At 36.0% G+C, this 17,168-nt stretch carries 14 protein-coding genes and 2 riboswitches; of the genes, 9 read left to right on the top strand and 5 right to left on the bottom strand.

The genetic code is table 11. From position 1 onward, the window contains the following. Positions 1 to 4 precede the first annotated feature (4 nt). Positions 5 to 376: a (2Fe-2S) ferredoxin domain-containing protein gene (locus tag ACVYAD_RS07735; protein ID WP_476425626.1), complete on the bottom strand. Its 372-nt coding sequence runs from the start codon at positions 374 to 376 to the stop codon at positions 5 to 7. Between the two features lie 139 nt (positions 377 to 515). Next, a riboswitch (cobalamin riboswitch) is annotated at positions 516 to 697 on the bottom strand. 226 nt (positions 698 to 923) lie between these two features. Next, positions 924 to 1,108: riboswitch (cobalamin riboswitch) on the top strand. A gap of 145 nt (positions 1,109 to 1,253) precedes the next feature. Between ACVYAD_RS07735 and ACVYAD_RS07730 the strand changes: the two genes are divergently transcribed. The 5 genes from ACVYAD_RS07730 to ACVYAD_RS07710 all read left to right on the top strand — a co-directional run bounded on the left by ACVYAD_RS07730 (position 1,254) and on the right by ACVYAD_RS07710 (position 7,671). Continuing rightward, positions 1,254 to 2,000 carry an energy-coupling factor ABC transporter permease gene (locus ACVYAD_RS07730; RefSeq protein WP_349660491.1) on the top strand — a complete coding sequence of 249 codons (747 nt, stop codon included), beginning with the start codon at positions 1,254 to 1,256 and terminating at the stop codon, positions 1,998 to 2,000. A gap of 1 nt (position 2,001) precedes the next feature. Then, positions 2,002 to 2,274, top strand: a complete 273-nt coding sequence (locus ACVYAD_RS07725; RefSeq protein ID WP_079561978.1) for an energy-coupling factor ABC transporter substrate-binding protein — start codon at positions 2,002 to 2,004, stop codon at positions 2,272 to 2,274. 3 nt (positions 2,275 to 2,277) lie between these two features. Beyond that, entirely contained in the window at positions 2,278 to 3,051 is a 774-nt protein-coding gene (gene cbiQ, locus ACVYAD_RS07720; RefSeq protein ID WP_476425624.1) for a cobalt ECF transporter T component CbiQ, read from the top strand. Next, complete coding sequence (locus ACVYAD_RS07715) at positions 3,048 to 3,884, top strand: energy-coupling factor ABC transporter ATP-binding protein (RefSeq protein ID WP_476425622.1); 837 nt, start codon at positions 3,048 to 3,050, stop codon at positions 3,882 to 3,884. Before cbiQ ends, ACVYAD_RS07715 begins: the two co-directional genes overlap by 4 nt. 286 nt (positions 3,885 to 4,170) lie before the next feature. Continuing rightward, positions 4,171 to 7,671, top strand: a complete 3,501-nt coding sequence (locus ACVYAD_RS07710) for a S8 family peptidase (protein WP_476425620.1) — start codon at positions 4,171 to 4,173, stop codon at positions 7,669 to 7,671. Positions 7,672 to 8,439: 768 nt separating this feature from the next. Here ACVYAD_RS07710 and ACVYAD_RS07705 read toward each other — a convergent pair. Next, positions 8,440 to 9,540: a glycosyltransferase family 4 protein gene (locus ACVYAD_RS07705; RefSeq protein ID WP_476425618.1), complete on the bottom strand. Its 1,101-nt coding sequence runs from the start codon at positions 9,538 to 9,540 to the stop codon at positions 8,440 to 8,442. Between the two features lie 294 nt (positions 9,541 to 9,834). Between ACVYAD_RS07705 and ACVYAD_RS07700 the strand changes: the two genes are divergently transcribed. Genes ACVYAD_RS07700 through ACVYAD_RS07685 form a run of 4 tightly spaced genes read left to right on the top strand, consistent with a single transcriptional unit; the run spans position 9,835 to position 12,909 of the window. Further along, the gene (locus ACVYAD_RS07700; RefSeq protein WP_476425616.1) at positions 9,835 to 10,434 is read left to right on the top strand and encodes a glycosyltransferase family 2 protein; all 600 of its coding nucleotides are present in this window, start codon (positions 9,835 to 9,837) and stop codon (positions 10,432 to 10,434) included. Between the two features lie 43 nt (positions 10,435 to 10,477). Continuing rightward, complete coding sequence (locus ACVYAD_RS07695) at positions 10,478 to 11,506, top strand: polysaccharide biosynthesis protein (RefSeq protein WP_349660497.1); 1,029 nt, start codon at positions 10,478 to 10,480, stop codon at positions 11,504 to 11,506. Then, complete coding sequence (locus ACVYAD_RS07690; RefSeq protein WP_476425614.1) at positions 11,503 to 12,357, top strand: SDR family oxidoreductase; 855 nt, start codon at positions 11,503 to 11,505, stop codon at positions 12,355 to 12,357. Before ACVYAD_RS07695 ends, ACVYAD_RS07690 begins: the two co-directional genes overlap by 4 nt. Before the next feature lie 15 nt (positions 12,358 to 12,372). Then, on the top strand, positions 12,373 to 12,909 hold the full coding sequence (locus tag ACVYAD_RS07685) for a ribonuclease FAU-1 family protein (RefSeq protein ID WP_476425612.1): 537 nt from the start codon (positions 12,373 to 12,375) through the stop codon (positions 12,907 to 12,909). A gap of 206 nt (positions 12,910 to 13,115) precedes the next feature. Here ACVYAD_RS07685 and ACVYAD_RS07680 read toward each other — a convergent pair whose 3' ends face one another. The 3 genes from ACVYAD_RS07680 to pdxR all read right to left on the bottom strand — a co-directional run bounded on the left by ACVYAD_RS07680 (position 13,116) and on the right by pdxR (position 16,900). Then, entirely contained in the window at positions 13,116 to 14,243 is a 1,128-nt protein-coding gene (locus ACVYAD_RS07680) for a DUF4261 domain-containing protein (protein WP_476425610.1), read from the bottom strand. Between the two features lie 296 nt (positions 14,244 to 14,539). Next, positions 14,540 to 14,986: a YfmQ family protein gene (locus ACVYAD_RS07675; protein ID WP_349660501.1), complete on the bottom strand. Its 447-nt coding sequence runs from the start codon at positions 14,984 to 14,986 to the stop codon at positions 14,540 to 14,542. A gap of 483 nt (positions 14,987 to 15,469) precedes the next feature. After that, positions 15,470 to 16,900: a MocR-like pyridoxine biosynthesis transcription factor PdxR gene (gene pdxR / locus ACVYAD_RS07670; RefSeq protein WP_476425607.1), complete on the bottom strand. Its 1,431-nt coding sequence runs from the start codon at positions 16,898 to 16,900 to the stop codon at positions 15,470 to 15,472. Between the last annotated feature and the right edge of the window lie 268 nt (positions 16,901 to 17,168).

Genomic DNA, 17,168 nt, shown 5'->3' with positions numbered 1-17,168 from the left:
TTTGTTACCCCTCTTTCACCTTTTCAATACCTTTAATGGCTGTTGTTTGTGCTGTACGCTGTAAAGATCCTTCACGTAAAGTAAAGACATGCTCATTATGTAAAGATTCATGATTTAAATCTTGTACGAGTGCCTTCGCATGCGATGTTGTCGGCACGCGGTACCAATTCCCTTGAGGATAAGCAATGACAACACAAGCATCTTTACACCTACCATTACAGCGAGTCCTTGTCGTATGTATTTCCTTATCAAGTTCCAGTAACTGTATTTCATCACGAATTGCCTGAGTAATGTCCTCAGCATCTTTTTTCATACAGCTACTACCATTGCATATAAAAAGATGTGTTTTCATCCCCTCTAAATTCCAAGTTGTCATAGTTTTTCTCCCCTCATTTGCTTTTAGGAAAAAGAAAAACCTTTACTCTAGACGAAGAGTAAAGGTTTAGTAGAAGCCAAATAAAAACGAATATATACAGGTACTCGCTCTCGCTTCAACTTCTCCCTCCGAAAAGTTTGCATGTATCATCACATAAGCAGGTTTCCTGACTTAAGCTTCCTTTTACTTTCGCGCCTTCCTAGTTTTCACTAGTGGCATCCGCGATTTCATCAGCTATTACAGTAGCGGGGGCTGTATCGGATTCTCACCGATTTCCCTATTATCTTGAAAATATTCAAGCACTTATGGATGTTTTATATGAAATTATTATTTTTTAAAAATTAAAAACTGTTTCTATCATAGCTTATTTTTTTAAAATTTCAATATTTCTTTCTAAATTTGTGACATTTCCAGTAATTTTTAAAAGAAAAATATGACATTCCTTTTCTATTTATCTAAATTTTCGACATAGACACTCAATTAAAAATTTTTTCTTAAAAAGTATAGCATATATATGGAAAATCATGTTACACTTTGTCGTGAAATCACAACTTCATCTTTTTTCGGTGCGAATTGTTCATCATTTCGCTTAAAAGGGAAGCCGGTTTAAGTCCGGCGCGGTCCCGCCACTGTACTAGGGAGTTTTATAGATAATGTCACTGTCCAAAGGATGGGAAGACCTATAAAACGTTGAACTAAAGCCAGGAGACCTGCCGAAAAATATGTGATCGTTTAAACCTACGAGGATAGGTGTGCGGCTGAGCAAATTAGAATTTTATTTGCATTTTTAGCTATGCACTTTTCCACAATTGGAGAAGTGCTTTTTTGATTTCATCGCATACTAATTCTAACTATTTTAATGTGAGGAGGAGAGGTTTTGAAATTCTCAGGTTGGAAGCTTAGTTATTTCTTATTGGCATTTTTATTCGTGCCAGATCGTGCATTTGCAATGCACATTATGGAGGGCTTTTTGCCAATTGAATGGGCAATTTTTTGGTGGGTCTTATCCATTCCATTTATTATTTTAGGATTACGTTCTATTCGTAAAACTATTGATGAAAATCCTGAAACAAAAATGATTTTAGGATTATCTGGTGCCTTTGCCTTTGTACTATCAGCTTTAAAAATCCCTTCTGTAACAGGTAGTTGTTCACATCCGACAGGGGTTGGACTTGGGACAGTTCTTTTTGGACCATTAGCGATGAGTGTTATCGGGACAATCGTATTATTATTCCAATCTTTACTTTTAGCACATGGTGGGTTGACAACTTTAGGTGCTAATGCCTTTTCTATGGCAATTGCTGGTCCTATTATTGCTTATTATGTTTTTAAGGGCTCTCAGAAAATGGGATTATCATTTTCAGTAGCTGTCTTTTTAGCAGCAATGCTTGGTGACTTAGGTACATATATTGTCACTTCTGTACAATTAGCTCTCGCCTTCCCTTCTGAGGTCGGAGGCTTTATAGCTTCATTTACAAAGTTTGCTAGTATTTTTGCGTTCACTCAAATTCCTCTTGCTGTTAGCGAGGGCATTTTAACAGTGATCGTTATGAACTTCTTAAAAAAATACAATGTGAGCGAATTAAAAGCTTTACGCGTTTTCTCGGCAAAGGAGGCTCACTAACATGAAAAAAAATTTACTGCTCTTAGCAATTGTTGTGTTGTTAGCAATCATCCCCCTCTTCATTCAAAAAGGCGCAGATTTTGAAGGTGCTGATGGCGAAGCGGAGGCAGCAATTGGTGAAATAGATGCTAACTACGAGCCTTGGTTTGAAAGCTTATGGGAGCCACCAAGTGGTGAAATAGAAAGCTTATTATTCGCACTCCAAGCTGCTATTGGAGCCGGATTTATTGGCTATTTCATCGGCTTAATGCGTGGTAAACATAAAGAGGGTTAAGCGATGTTACTCATTGATAAGTATGCTTATATGAATAAACTAGCGTCTGTTCATCCGCTAGAAAAAATGACGTTTTCCCTTGGACTGCTTTTATTGTCGCTTATCATGAGAGATGAACGAATCTCACTCATTACATTTATTGTGATGAGTGCTTTTATCATTGTAGGTGCAAAAATCCCAGCTAAATATTACGCAAAATTACTATTGCTACCCGGATTTTTTTTACTTTCGAGTTTAGCATCCATTTTAATTTCTATAGCGCCAGCAACAAGCACGTTACCTCCAACTATTTGGTCAATTTCTATTCATCATTGGACAATATTTGTTGGCAGTGTGAGCTTAGTGACAGCGCAACAGCTTTTTTTCATCGTACTTGGCAGTATAAGCTGTTTGTATTTTTTAATTCTTACGACATCAGTCCAATCTATTTGTTATGTCCTACGACAATGGCGACTGCCTACTCTATTCGTAGAGCTAGTAGAACTAACGTATCGTTTTATTTTTATCTTTTTAGATAGTATGCAAAAAATTCATCTTGCTCAGCAGGCTCGTCTAGGATATAGCTCCCCTATGCATTGGCTTCGCTCGGTCTCCATGCTGATTGCAGCTTTATTTGTTGAGATGTTCCAACGTAGTCGTGAACTAAACAATGCGATGGAAGCACGGGGTGGCGAGACGGTCTATTGGCAGGAGGAGATTACCTATAACATGAAAAATTGGCTAGGTATTGTAGCAATTTTTATACTCCTCATCATTTATGGAGGTTTTTTCTCATGACAGATTTGTACTTTGAATTAACACGATTATCTTACGCTTATGCAGATGGAACTCATGCTTTAACAGACATTACACTTCAAATTCCAAAAGGGAAAAAAATTGCTTTACTTGGTCATAATGGTGCTGGAAAATCAACATTATTTCAGCATTTAAATGGAATTTTGAAGCCTACAGCTGGAAGTATATCCTTTCAAGGGAAAGCACTCAACTATAGTAGAAAAGCATTAAAAGAATTACGTCAACAGGTTGGTATTGTTTTTCAGGATGCAGACAACCAGCTTTTTTCTGGCACTGTTAAACAAGATATTGCGTTTGGACCTCTGAATCTTGGCTGGACAACTGAAATAATTGAAGAAAAAATTGCTTGGGCTATCGCTCAAACCGAGGTTGAAGCATTGCTCGATAAACCGATACATTTTTTAAGTGTTGGACAAAAAAAACGTGTCGCAATGGCAGGAGTACTTGCAATGGAACCTTCTGTTTTTTTATTAGATGAACCGACCGCTGGACTAGATAATTATTATAGTGCACAAGTTTTACAATCTTTAGCTACGTTAGAAAACGGCGAACGAACTATTTTACTGGCAACACATGATATCCCGTTAGCCTATGAATGGGCAGATCAAATAGTCGTTATGGAAGATGGGAGAATTATTTATAATGGTGATCCCGTTGAACTGTTCTTTCAAGATGATTTACTTGAAAGAGCCCATCTTGAACGCCCATGGGTCTTCGAAATGGCCACTGCTTTACAAAACAAAAAACTATTTGAGAAAAGCATCAAAATGCCTCGTTCTAAGGAAGATTTACACAAACTTATAGAGCAACTTTAAGACAATTTGTCCATAGTTGAAATTTATTGTGGCTAATACATTCTACTACTCTTTCACAATTCGAGTAGGAATGGCAGCTGCTATCTGGAAGGATGTGAATTTTACTTTAGTGATCCTATGGGGATTCCATCTACTTTCTACCAATCTTTACGATGGGCAGAATATAATGGTAAAATATAGATTGGAAACTGAGAAAAATATATCCTCATTTATGAAACTTTTCTATTACTTATTCGTAATAGTAGAGATTGCCCAAATATTTAATACACCCAAGGAGGGAAAACAGTTGAAAAACTGGAAGAAAAAATCAGTCGCTCTAGTAGCATCTGCTGCACTAATGGTTCCTGCTGCTTCTGCCTTTGCTGAAGCTCCACAAAAAACAACAAAGAGCCAAGATTTAGTGAAAGTAGCTAGCAATAAGGACCAAGCATTCAAAAATCAAAAAGAATGGATTAGTCAGGATACGATTATTGTCAAACATTCTGGTCTTGATAAGAGTGTGCATAACAAAATTGGAACAAAAGTGATCCGCTCTATTCCTTCATTAGGTTACGATGTTATCCAACTGAACAAAGGAACAAATTTAGAAAAAGCAGTTTCATATTACGCTCAGCAAAAAGGGGTTAAAAGTGTATCCCCAAGCTATGTGTACCATTCATTTGGTACGAAAACAGATCCAAAGAAACAGGAAATGTATCATTTAAATCTACTTCAAATTGATAAAGCACTACAATTAGCAGGTAAAAATGATGTAAAAGTGGCAGTTATCGATTCTGGTGTGGATTTTAAACATCCAGATTTAAAATCTCAAGTGCTACCTCCATATAATGCTGCAGCACCTGCCAATACTTCTTATCCTGGTGACCACGGAACACATGTAGCAGGAATTATTGGCGCTGCAAAAGATAATGGTGTTGGAGGACACGGGATCAATCCAAAGGCCAAGCTTCTTCCGATCGATGTATTCAACGGAAAAGATGGTGCTAATGATTTCGTCATAGCACAAGGCATCCTTTATGCTATCGAGCAAGGCGCTGATGTTATCAATATGAGTCTTGGCGGCTATGGTGAATCTCCATTAATGGAGGAAGCCGTTCAGAAAGCGATTGAAAAAGGAGTTACGATTGTAGCTGCTGCCGGAAATGAATCGACAGATAATTACTCCTTCCCCGCTTCCTTTGAAGGCGTTATTAGTGTAGGTTCTACGAATGATCGAAACAAATTATCAAGCTATTCAAACTATGGTCCATCGGTTGACCTAGTAGCTCCAGGTGAAGATGTTTATAGTACTGTTCATGATGAGAAAAAAGGATCATCCTTTGTAAAATTTAGTGGAACATCGATGGCATCTCCTGTTGTTGCCGGTGTAGCTTCACTTTTAAAATCAAAATATCCAGATTTAAAGCCTTATGAAATAGAAGCTATTCTCGAACAGACTGCAAAGGATTTAGGTGAGACGGGCTATGATCTTACATTTGGACATGGTCTAGTAGATCCTGTGAAAGCATTACAGTTTAATATAAAAGATTTACCAAAACAGTATTCAGAAACAAAAGAAGAGCGCTTGAAAAACGCTAAAGTCCTGAAAAAGGATACATTAAATACTGAAAAAGGTTCATTCAACCAACCGGACGAAAAGAAATGGTACAAGGTTGATCTAGATGAAAATGAATATGCTCAACTGACATTAAATGGTGCAGACAAATATGATTATGCATTTGATTTGTACTTCTACCCTGAAGGTTCTAATAAAAAAGTAGAACCAATTAACGTCAATGATGTTCGCGTAGGCAAGCAAGAAGGATACTTATATAATGCAGATCAAAAAGGAACCCTTCTTATTGGAGTTAAAGACCATAATGGCAACTATAGCTCAAAAGGTGCTTCTAACTATGTCTTCACAGCTCAAACGACTAAAGAATTACCAATTGATTCATTAGATATGGAGCATATGGAGAACATTGAAAAATTCCCATTCAGTACAGAAGGGAAAAACTATACACTACTTTCTGAAGATCATCTAGGTGACAAAGATTATTTTACATTTTCAGTAAATGAACCAACTACACTGAAATTTGATTTAACTGGAATTCCAGGTGTTACAGCATCCATGGAGCTTTATCTAAAAGATGATTTTGATCTGCTACAGTCAGAGGAAGTCGATGCAGAAGAATTTGGTGAGGCATACCCAATCCGAGCATCTTACGGCACGGATACAGGCGATGGAGTAAGCTTAGTTGTCGATGCTGAGCCTAATGAAAAATATGTAATCGGCGTCTCTAATGAAAACAGTTTCAATTCTACACTTGAAATGTTCTATAGCGGCGGTATTGATACTGAAGCAACTGTTAGTGAATCCATCATTCCTTACACATTAAAAGGTGAAGTCGTTACCCTTCCAGAAGATGAAGACGGCCTTTCATTAGAAGGAATGCTAGAAAGCAGCATAGAAAACGATGACGATCTTTTATCTTTTAATGAATATACAGCAAAAAAACGTAATCAAAAGAATGATTTTATGAATATGTTCATGAATCCAGATGCTATGGAACAACCAGAAAACGTTGAGCAAATTATGGAACAAGCGATTCCTTTTGATATTGGTCAAGATCAAAAAGCATACTTCCAAACTGAAGATGATGAAGATTACTTCAAATTTACAGCTAAAGATAATGCCGTTTATGGGTTCAACATTCAAAAAGGTATTAACCAATCACCAGCTGGTAATATATTCGAATACGATGAGGAAACAAAAGAATTAATCCCAGTTTCTTCATTAACTAACGATATGGGGATACTTAGTCTACTTCTTGGATCATCAATTGATGAAAACGAAGCGAAGACAATTGCATTGAAAAAGGATAAAACCTATGTTGTAAAAGTAATGAATCTAGGTGACCGTTCTTCTGAACCGTATACACTTAAAACAAGTAAAATGGCAACTATTCCAAAAGAGGATAATACAAATAATAATACACCAAAAACTGCTATTAAAATTCAACCTGGTACAACTTACAAAGATCATATCATTTATCAAGATGATACAGATTTCTACTATTATAAACAATATGGCAAAGACGAAATCATGAGTCTTCTTATTTCTTCTGTACCATATACAAAAGAGCAGCTAGATAAGTTACCTAAAGAACTTCAAAATGACTTGAAGTTTTCAGGCTCCATTATTGAAGATACAAATGGCAATAGAAAAATTGATCCAAAAGAAATGGCAACAGAAATTCAATTTGGACAAGGTGAAGATCTTATCGAAATGCTACTCGGTCTTGGCGGGACAACAGATGTAAATACTTCTTTTAAAGCAAAACAGGCTCACGGGTATTTTATTGTTATTAACGGAAGCAATAATGGTCAATTATCAATCCAACCGTATAATTTAACTTTGTTTGATCATAAAAAAGCTGATGAAGATGCAGATTCCAAGTTAGTTAACGGTGTACCGACAAAACCGACTGTACTTACGAAAAAAGACGGTAAATGGGTGGCTAATCAATATTTAAATGCTGGTGTTCAATTTGGTGATAAAGACTATTTCGAATTTAAAAACGACAGCAAACGCGATGTGTCCTTCTCTCTTAAAACAGAAAAAGCACTAGATGGCGTCATCCGTATTATTGATGCAAAAGGAAAAACAGTAGAAACTTTTGATTATTACGGAGCTGGAGATGCTGAGGTAGGTACAATCACACTTGATAAAGGAACTTACTTTATTGAAGTAAGTGAATATTACGGCAAAGCTAGTTCTCAACCATATACACTTGAAATAAAATAAAATATTTACCTCCTTTGATTGAAAAATGATGTAATAGAAAGATAGAATTTTCGGTTGAAGATAGTGTAGAAGATAAAGTTGAAACAAAGCAGGTCAAAACTTTAAAAAGCGCAAGAAATCAATTTTAGAAACGTTGATTTCTCGCGCTTTTTTGATATCCATCGAAAAGTATTGCTCACTCCTCTTGTTCGTTGAGGAATACATATGGAAAATAATTATTATGATCACTTTATTTCTGGAAATCTACAGAAAAACCTGATGTATATAAATTAACCTTTAATGGTTATCATTTAATTTCTGTTACAAAAATAAGTTTTTAAATTCTAACGTATCTTTCTTAAATAAAAGTTGGATTTTATGAGCGTGTCTTTTTTTACTAACAATACATACTTTAACAGATACGTCCTGTTTGAAAAACCAGGCAGCGACACTTTTTTCACTACTGTCTTAAAGGCCCGATATGTTAGTACCATAAGCGGTAACGTTCTGATTTGGTCATGAAAAAACCACCTAATGATTATTGTGATTGTCTCACGATTATTAATATTCATTAGGTGGTTTGTAGTATTTAGCGCTTACTTTTTTATGAAGTATTCGTGTTTTATTCACGATAACGAGAGAGTTATTTCCGCTCCAACTATGCACTCTTTTCAGGGGTTCTTATTTATAGGGTATTGGTCAAGAAGAAGCATGCTTTATTCCCCCTCTAGCGACGCTAATATAAATATGGTCGCCCTGTTTTCACTCCATTCTCGGAATATACTCCTCTTATCCGATTGGCTTTTCCTCTAAATATTCGGCTACTTTTTGCACAATATGTTTCCAATTTAATTCCGCTCTTGCGAAAGTTTGGAGGTGTTCACATGCATCAGCCAATAAAGCTTCCTGTTTCGTTACTTGCTGCAATGTCCGCCCAACACTTTGCCATTCATGTGTCGGATGAATTGTCCCAAAACGCTGATTATGGGTAATATCTGCCGCCCCATCGACATCAGTCGTAACGATATAACAACCATTCTTTGCGGCCTCAGCAAATACATGAGCGTAGCATTCTACTACAGAGGTAAGGCAAAAAATTTTAGCCTTTCTATACTCCTCTTCCAGTCGCACCTTATCATAAATCGGTCCCAACATTATGACCTGTGCTGCAAATGGATTTCCATCCAGCACGTTCAACAGCTCCTGTCTAAACGCCTCTGACATTGGACCTATTAACCGAAACTCCCAATCTGCAAGCTGTGCTTCTAAAAAAGCTTTTACCGCTAGAAGAATTTGTTTTTCAGGAGCATCTAAACGACCTACCGTTACTATTCTATTTTCTTTCTCTTTATATGGAACAGGCTCTGTTTGAAACAGCTCATAAAAGCCATTAGGAATACGTTTAATATCCAAATTGGTAAATTCATGAATAGAGCTTTGAATAGATTCACATTCGGACGAAAGTACATCACAAAGCTGGAGTAACTCTGTAAAATACGGATAAGTTTTTAATCGACTTAACCAAAACCGATTAACATCTAATTTCATATAAATTTTTCCGTTTGGATTAAACTTTTTATATGTTTTTAAGATCGATAAATACGATGGATAAGGCCCTATCGCAAATGCAATATCGATGTCCTTCGCATGCTCTATTAAATAACTATTCATATTAGCAACATAGTCATCCTCAAACGGAATATGTTGAAAAGTGACAGAAGGAAAGGTTTGTTTCAATAATGCTTCATTCATTTCAGTCGTTACAATAGTAACATCATAGCCTAAGTATTCACCTAACAAAATAGGAACTAGGCATAAATCTTTGAAAATATGTGCATCGGAGAGCTTATACGATTCCACACTACATATGAAGGCTATCTTTTTTGACATAACATCCCCCTTTTTTAAATGAAGCGTTTCATTAAATTATGATTTCTTGTTCAATAATGTGAAAAGATTAGTATAAGTACCATTATCACACTAGTAAAATCACCTTATTTTAAAATGCTTTTCTCTCTTTTAAATAACTAACGAATGTAAGCCATTGCCTACAGAACCACTCTTACAACGCATATTGTAATAAAGAATCCGTTATGTCAATCAAAGTAAAAAGTATAGACTTTCTAAAACTCTACTTACGCCTATTGAACACTTCTACTAACAAAAAAAGAATCGAGGTTTTATATGAAAATTAGTTTTTTATCACCAGCCTACAATAGTGAAGAGTGGATATTGACATTGTTAGAAAGTATTCCTAAAGAATACGCCTATGAAATTATCGTATGCGATGACGGCTCAACCGACAATACTTTAGCCCTATTAGAGGACTATCAAAAAAACTGTCCAGCCTTAAAAATAATTACTCATCCAACTAATTTGGGTGCAAGTATAGCCTATAATCGATGTATCGCAGAAGCAACTGGTGATTATGTAGCTATCATAGATAGTGATGATCACTACTTACCTGCTATTCGAAACGTCTTAGGCCAAGTAGATGGTCAGTTTGATATTTATTATTACAACATGCTTACAAAGGAAGGCTATGCATTTATAAAAGATGAATCAAATCGATACACATTACCTGGACAATTTAAAATTATTCGAAGAAGTTTTATAGGTGATGCAACCTTTACCATAAGAAAAGATATTGCAGGGGATTGGGATTTTAATTGTGCTTTAATGGATAAAAACCCGACAAGTAAATATACAAATGAATTAGCATACTGGTATAACTTCCCAAGAGAAAATTCTGAATATGATTTACATCGAAGAGGATTAAAATAACGCCCTTATTTCCATGCATGCAGGAGGTGTAATTAACAATACAATGTTTAAAGATAAAGTTCTTCTCATTACTGGCGGCACCGGCTCTTTTGGTAATGCAGTATTAAAGAGGTTTTTAAATACCAACATTAAGGAAATACGCATCTTTTCAAGAGATGAGAAAAAACAAGATGATATGCGTAAACTCTATCAACATCCGAAAATTAAATTTTTTATAGGCGATGTCCGTGACATCCAAAGCATTCATAATGCGATGTATGATGTCGATTTTGTTTTCCATGCAGCCGCTCTTAAGCAGGTCCCCTCTTGCGAATTTTTTCCACTAGAAGCAGTCAAGACGAACATCCTAGGCACTGATAATGTTTTAACTGCGGCTATTCAAGCTGGTGTTAAAAAAATTATTTGCTTGTCAACAGATAAGGCTGCTTATCCAGTAAATGCAATGGGAATTTCGAAGGCTATGATGGAAAAAACGTTTATTGCTAAGTCTAGAATGGTTCATCCGGAGAAAACATTAATTTGCGGAACACGATACGGAAATGTCATGGCTTCAAGGGGCTCTGTTATTCCTTTATTTATCGAACAAATTAAAGCCGGCAAGCCTTTAACGATTACTGATCCTAAAATGACACGCTTTATGATGAGCCTTGATGAGGCAGTAGAATTAGTTTTATACGCCTTCTCACACGCTGACAACGGGGACATTATGGTGCAAAAATCACCAGCTGCTTATATAGAGGATTTAGCACAGGCATTACTAGAAATTTTTCAAGCTCAAAATAAAATACAAACTATCGGAACACGGCATGGCGAAAAAATTTACGAAGTGTTATTAACAAAGGAAGAAGCTGCAAAGGCCATTGATATGGGGAATTTTTATAGAATCCCTGCAGATAACCGTGATTTAAATTATGGAAAATATCTTGATGAGGGCTCTCCTAAAATTACATTGACCGACGAATATAACTCTACTAATACGAAAATACTATCCGTCGCTGAAATAAAAGAAAAATTATTAAAGCTTCCTCTCATTCAAGAAGAATTACAAAATTGGATGGGAGGAAAACCTTGAAATTTTTAGTACTTGGAGCTACTGGAATGGCTGGTCACACAATTTCACTCTATTTGTACGCCCAAGGGCATGATGTAACAACCTATTCGCGATCCGCCTTTTCTTGCGGAAATAATATTACGGGTGATATTACAGATACAAATTTTTCAAAATCACTAATTTTAGATCACGACTATGATGTTGTGGTGAATTGTATCGGTGTATTAAATGACGCCTGTGAAACAGACCGCGAGAAAAGTGTATATCTCAATAGTTATTTGCCTCATGCCATTGAGTCTTTATTAAAAAACAGTAACACTAAGCTTATTCATTTAAGTACAGATTGTGTATTCTCAGGAAAAGCCGCTCCCTATCATGAAAAAAGCCTTCGCGATGGGGAAACCTTTTACGATCGTACGAAGGGACTAGGAGAAATCGAAAGCACTCAACATCTAACGTTTCGTAATTCTATCATCGGTCCTGATTTGAAGGAGAATGGCATTGGCCTTTTTAATTGGTTTATGAAACAACATAATTCTATCCGCGGCTATACAGGTGCAATATGGACTGGAGTTACGACCCTAACACTAGCAAAAGCAATTGAACGTGCAACACTTGAAGGTACAACAGGCCTCTACCACCTCGTCAACAATAGCAGTATTTCAAAGTATGATCTCCTGCAATTATTCAATACGCATTTCAAGGAAAATAAAAGTACAATCCAGCCATATCCCCTCGTTAACATTGATAAAACAATAGTCAACACAAGAAAAGATTTTTCATTTACCGTACCGAGCTATGAAGAAATGATCCTTGAGATGAAAAACTGGATATGGCAGCATAAAGATTTGTATCCTCATTATTTTAAATGAGTTTGGAGGTTCAGTATGCTAAAGAGAAAGTTCGGAGACCGTTCGGAATGGTCACGAGTTATCGAAAGAAAGTATAATCAGTCGTACCTTGACACTAGAGACTTCAAGGGTTTTATAACTTTATTGAAAACAGTCCTAGTTACTGAACCTTTATTCATGAATTATGGAGAGAAAAAACTATGTATTGTTGATAACGGCTATATATGGTTACAACAATTTCCCCTTGAAAAAAACCATTCTGTAACAACTATGTTTAATGCTAACGGAGAAATAATTCAATGGTATATCGATATATGCCATAAAAACGCAATAGAAAATAATGTTCCTTATATGGATGATCTATTTTTAGATCTTATTTTGTTACCATCAGGAGAGTTGATTGAAAAAGATGCTGATGAATTAGAAGAAGCTTATTTAAAAGGCATCATTGATAAATCCCTGTATGATTTGGCTTGGAACGAGCTAAACAACATCAAGGGAGATATAAGCGAAGGTGAATTTAAGTTGGTTAACCTTGCTATACAACATAAAAATATTTTAATAAATGAATAAGGTTCATAAATCAACTTTTTCTAGAGGGACTAATCCTAATCATACACGAACAAAATGTTTAAGTAAGTACAACATTCTGGAACGACCACATTTCAACATTCTACTAAGCTGACATCGATGATATCCCTCCCCTCACCTTACAGTTGGAAGTCGGGGATTATGATGCATAAAAAAGACACCTGCTACGGTGTCTTTTGATCATGAAACTAGTATTTGATTTTAAGAGTATCCCCATCAACATAAACTGCCTCGGAACGGGAAATCGGCAGCTTTTGCTCTGCTGAGAAGCCGATCGTCTCTCCATCCCTTAAAGTGACATTCTCTTCTACAATATATCCGGAAATCGTAATCAAAAAATCACGCAGTTCGGCAGGAGTTGCTTGACTGTCCAGAATTTCAATTTCATCCTTGCCAAAGGCTTTTAACCCATAAGTATATCCATCTACCCCTTTTTCCGTTCCGACCAGGCCGAAATAAACAAGATTCAGTAAAGGAAACATGTCGTCATTCTTCATGACTTCAGCCATATCTTGAAAAAGTTCAGGCTGGAATACGGTGCCAGATGTATAGATCCCTATTGCGTTAGGAAGCTTTAAACAACTTGCCGCCAGCTTAGTGTATAGCCTGCCACTGTCCAGCGGGGAACCGGAGCGAGTAAATGCAGCTAGGATGATTTGAGCTACATGCGTTTGAGTAACCTCCACAGCTTCCTTCCACATGTAATTTCCCTGTGCATAATACTCAGCCTCACCATCTGGTACGGGTGCTTCGACAAAACTAACCGCTAACATGCAGTCGTCCACTTCAAAGACCAAGGTTCCTTCCTCTGTTTCTTCGTCGTTTTCCTCATCCTCTACTGACGAGCAGCTGATGTCCCAATCATTCAAAAGGTTTGCCTTTATCTGATCAATATCACATTCTGCAGAGTTAAGCAGAACAAAACCGTTAAAAATACCAGAACCATTACCTTGCGTTTCTGTCTCGTCCTCCATAGATTGAGCAGCTTCATATGCTGCAGCCTGCTGCATCCAGTATTTTCGGATTAATTCTACCATCTTTACAGCTTCTTGCTCTGCAGTCGCAGGGTCATAAGGTTGCATCTCACTGAATACATGGCCGCAATGCTCAGTGTCAGACGGATCCTCATAGCCTCCACATACGCCAAGGAGCCATTTTCCTAGCAATGATTTTTTATACTTGAATATATAGTAGTGCATATCATGTAAATCAAATTCTGCTGCAATTTCTATTTTCTTGGGTTCTTGCCCAAGTTCGTGTTCATCTGCTAGCCAGTCGATCATGGATTGCATTGCTGCTTGTTGTTGAGCTGTCATCAATTTCTCTCCTTTATGAATGTATGATTCTACCATTATTATACCAGCTATTATGGAATAAAATAGTGAAGCAAGAATTATTCCTCTTATGGTAGATTACTCCTATTTCTATTAAAGGAAGTCGTTCATCAAGTATTGAGTGCTAGGATGAGTAGCAATAATCCCAACTTTTTGGTCATAATAAAATCACAATCCTCCATTCAATTGAATTGGAAGATAATTTCGCTACTATATTCACGTAATTTTTCAGGGTATTAAAAAGGGATTCTAGGTCAGTGACCGAATCCCTAATTTATTCAATGGTTTGCATTTGTAGTTAAAGCTGCGAAATTTTGTAGATGTTCAGAACTAATACTATATGAAACAACCTTCTCCTTGTACTTCTTGACTACATCAACGTGATTGTCATAACTAAAAACAAAGAAATTAACATCTTTTTTGCCTCTTTTTACGTTCATGATAATTGGAGTAACATTAGTCTCTGGCTGTAAAAATAATTTTTCATTACCTGGAAATATATAATGTTTTTTCAAAAAGGAAGCTTTATTAAAATAGTCTGTAAATCTATTTTTTTCTTCCTCATTTAAATTCTTTCCATTGAATGTTACCGTCACATCTTTTGAATCAAGTTTTTTATGAAGTTCAAATTTACTTACCCCCCATCCTACAGCTATACTGGGAGGGCTCATTATCAATTTAAGAATAGATCCAATCACTAGCGTAATAATCATACCTGTTGTCATATCATATCAACTCTTTCAATAATTTAAGCATTTTAGTAGCAATTACTATATTATTATCTTCATTGCCCATTGTTTCATAAAGAATAATTAGTAATTAAACTATATCGATGTTTTAACATCTTCCTCTCCATGATAAGGGATTTATATTTTTTATAACCATCCAATTTGATGCTTTTTTGACCATCCATTTACCCTAGGGATAAAATATCTGGTGTGTTGATTGGCCATTTTTATACACTCGAAGAGGCTGATTTCCGCTACGGGCTACTCGCTTTGTCGCTGACGCTTCGCTTTCGCGCAGAGCAAAGGCTTCCTGCGGGCGAGCGTCGAGTAGCCCTACGCTCAATCAGTTAAAATGAAAATATATTAGCAAATTGGTAACAAAAAATCCTTTCATCGCTCAAAAAACCTATTTTTTCCAAATAAATACACCTGTAAATATTTTAGCCATCCTATCTAACACATTTTTAGTCATCCAATTGTCTATATACTATTAAGGGCTTCTGCAAACCTTTTGATTCCTTCGTCGATTGAGTCTTCATCTTCCTTTGCGAAAGTAAAACGAACAAAACCATCTTTGGATCCCAGTGTAGAACCAGGAACATAAATGACGCCTCTTTTAATGGATTCTTCAAGCAATTGGGTTTCATTATAATCTTTAAGTATTTTACACCATATATGAATACCGCCTTGAGGAATAGAATATTCCACCTGATCTTTTAAATACGTATCAAGGCTTTTTATAATTTTATCTCTTCTTTTTTCTAATTCCTTCATTAAACTTTTTATATGAATATGAAAATTTTCAGATTCTAAAAAATCATTCGCCACCCATTGTGTATAGCTAGAATGACCGAAGTCGATTTGTTGTTTCGCATCGGATAATCTTTCAATCACCGATGTTGGACCAATAATCCACCCTATTCTTAATCCTGAGGCAACAATTTTGGACAAAGAACTAATGTATAATACGTTGCCATTTCTATCCATTGATTTAAGGGTAGAGATTTTATCTCCTGAAAATGCTGTTAAACTATAAGGATCATCTTCTACTACTGGAATTCCAAGCTTTGAGGATATGTCTAAAATCACTTCTTTTTTCTTTTTATTCAATAAAGAGCCCGTTGGATTTTGAAAACATGGATTTAAAAAAACCATTTTTATTCGGTGCTTTTTATATAATGACTTTAAATCTTCTGGGTTTATTCCATCTTTATCGACAGGTAGATAATGTATTTGTATACCTACCGATTTGAAAATTGGAAGATTATAATTATAAGAAGGATCTTCTATTGCTATTGCATCTCCAGGCTTTAACAAACATTGTACAATTAAATGTAATGCTTGTTGCGCTCCTGATGTTATAAGTATTGAAGAAGGATTAGTGTCGATTCCCCGACTTTTTTTCACGTGTTTTGCAATGGTAGTTCTAAGGATTCCATTCCCCTGTGGATGATCGTACCCTAAGCTTCCAATAAAAGAACGTGTTGACGTTATCTCGCTTAAAAACCTTTTTGGGAATAGTTCTTCTGACAATTCACCGGAAGCTAAATTTATTAATTTATGTTCAACAGCCTCTTTTCGTATTTTTTTCGTGACAGGTTGACTCGGTAAAAAAGAACCCGCCTCAATATACCTATTCCAACTAGGAATCCGCTTTTTTGTTATACCCCATATATCTTTACTAATGGTAGTACCGCTTCCTCTAGTCCTTTCAATTAGCCCCATCGATTCTAATTCGTCATATGCATGAACGACAGTACTTCTGTTTAAATGTAGAGCACTTGCTAAATATCTCTCTGATGGCAATGGTTTATCAGGTGGAAATGTACCATTTGCAATTCCCTTTTCAATATATTCTGCGAGTTGTTTATAGATAGCTTTTTTCGCTTTTCTATCAGGTTTCCAATCCAACTATACTCACCTCATTATTTCCTTCAAACTTACGCTTTCTTCTTTTAGCAGTGTTATTCCTGGTAAAAAATTATATATTAATATTATTTCAATTGTAATATACCATCCACTTTATTGTTATTTTAGCCATCCACTAATAAAATCAATCTTCGTTTTCTATTTTATAACCAATGTTTCAATGCGCGTGAAAAAACTCCTATTTAAAGAACCTTCCTCTACTATTCTATCGAAGTATCATCATCAAGGAATCCTTAATGTAAGAATAGAT

It is taken from the genome of Lysinibacillus sp. G1-3 (genome assembly GCF_056322905.1).
Note: the sequence above shows the minus strand (reverse complement) of the source record. Positions and strands in the feature narration are given on the sequence as shown.

Bases quoted from the DNA above. Each gene is read 5' to 3' on its own strand.
- ACVYAD_RS07735 (WP_476425626.1), bottom strand. From the start codon at position 376: ATGACAACTTGGAATTTAGAGGGGATGAAAACACATCTTTTTATATGC.
- ACVYAD_RS07725 (WP_079561978.1), top strand. From the start codon at position 2,002: ATGAAAAAAAATTTACTGCTCTTAGCAATTGTTGTGTTGTTAGCAATC.
- cbiQ (WP_476425624.1), top strand. From the start codon at position 2,278: ATGTTACTCATTGATAAGTATGCTTATATGAATAAACTAGCGTCTGTT.
- ACVYAD_RS07715 (WP_476425622.1), top strand. From the start codon at position 3,048: ATGACAGATTTGTACTTTGAATTAACACGATTATCTTACGCTTATGCA.
- ACVYAD_RS07705 (WP_476425618.1), bottom strand. From the start codon at position 9,540: ATGTCAAAAAAGATAGCCTTCATATGTAGTGTGGAATCGTATAAGCTC.
- ACVYAD_RS07700 (WP_476425616.1), top strand. From the start codon at position 9,835: ATGAAAATTAGTTTTTTATCACCAGCCTACAATAGTGAAGAGTGGATA.
- ACVYAD_RS07695 (WP_349660497.1), top strand. From the start codon at position 10,478: ATGTTTAAAGATAAAGTTCTTCTCATTACTGGCGGCACCGGCTCTTTT.
- ACVYAD_RS07685 (WP_476425612.1), top strand. From the start codon at position 12,373: ATGCTAAAGAGAAAGTTCGGAGACCGTTCGGAATGGTCACGAGTTATC.
- ACVYAD_RS07680 (WP_476425610.1), bottom strand. From the start codon at position 14,243: ATGACAGCTCAACAACAAGCAGCAATGCAATCCATGATCGACTGGCTA.
- ACVYAD_RS07675 (WP_349660501.1), bottom strand. From the start codon at position 14,986: ATGACAACAGGTATGATTATTACGCTAGTGATTGGATCTATTCTTAAA.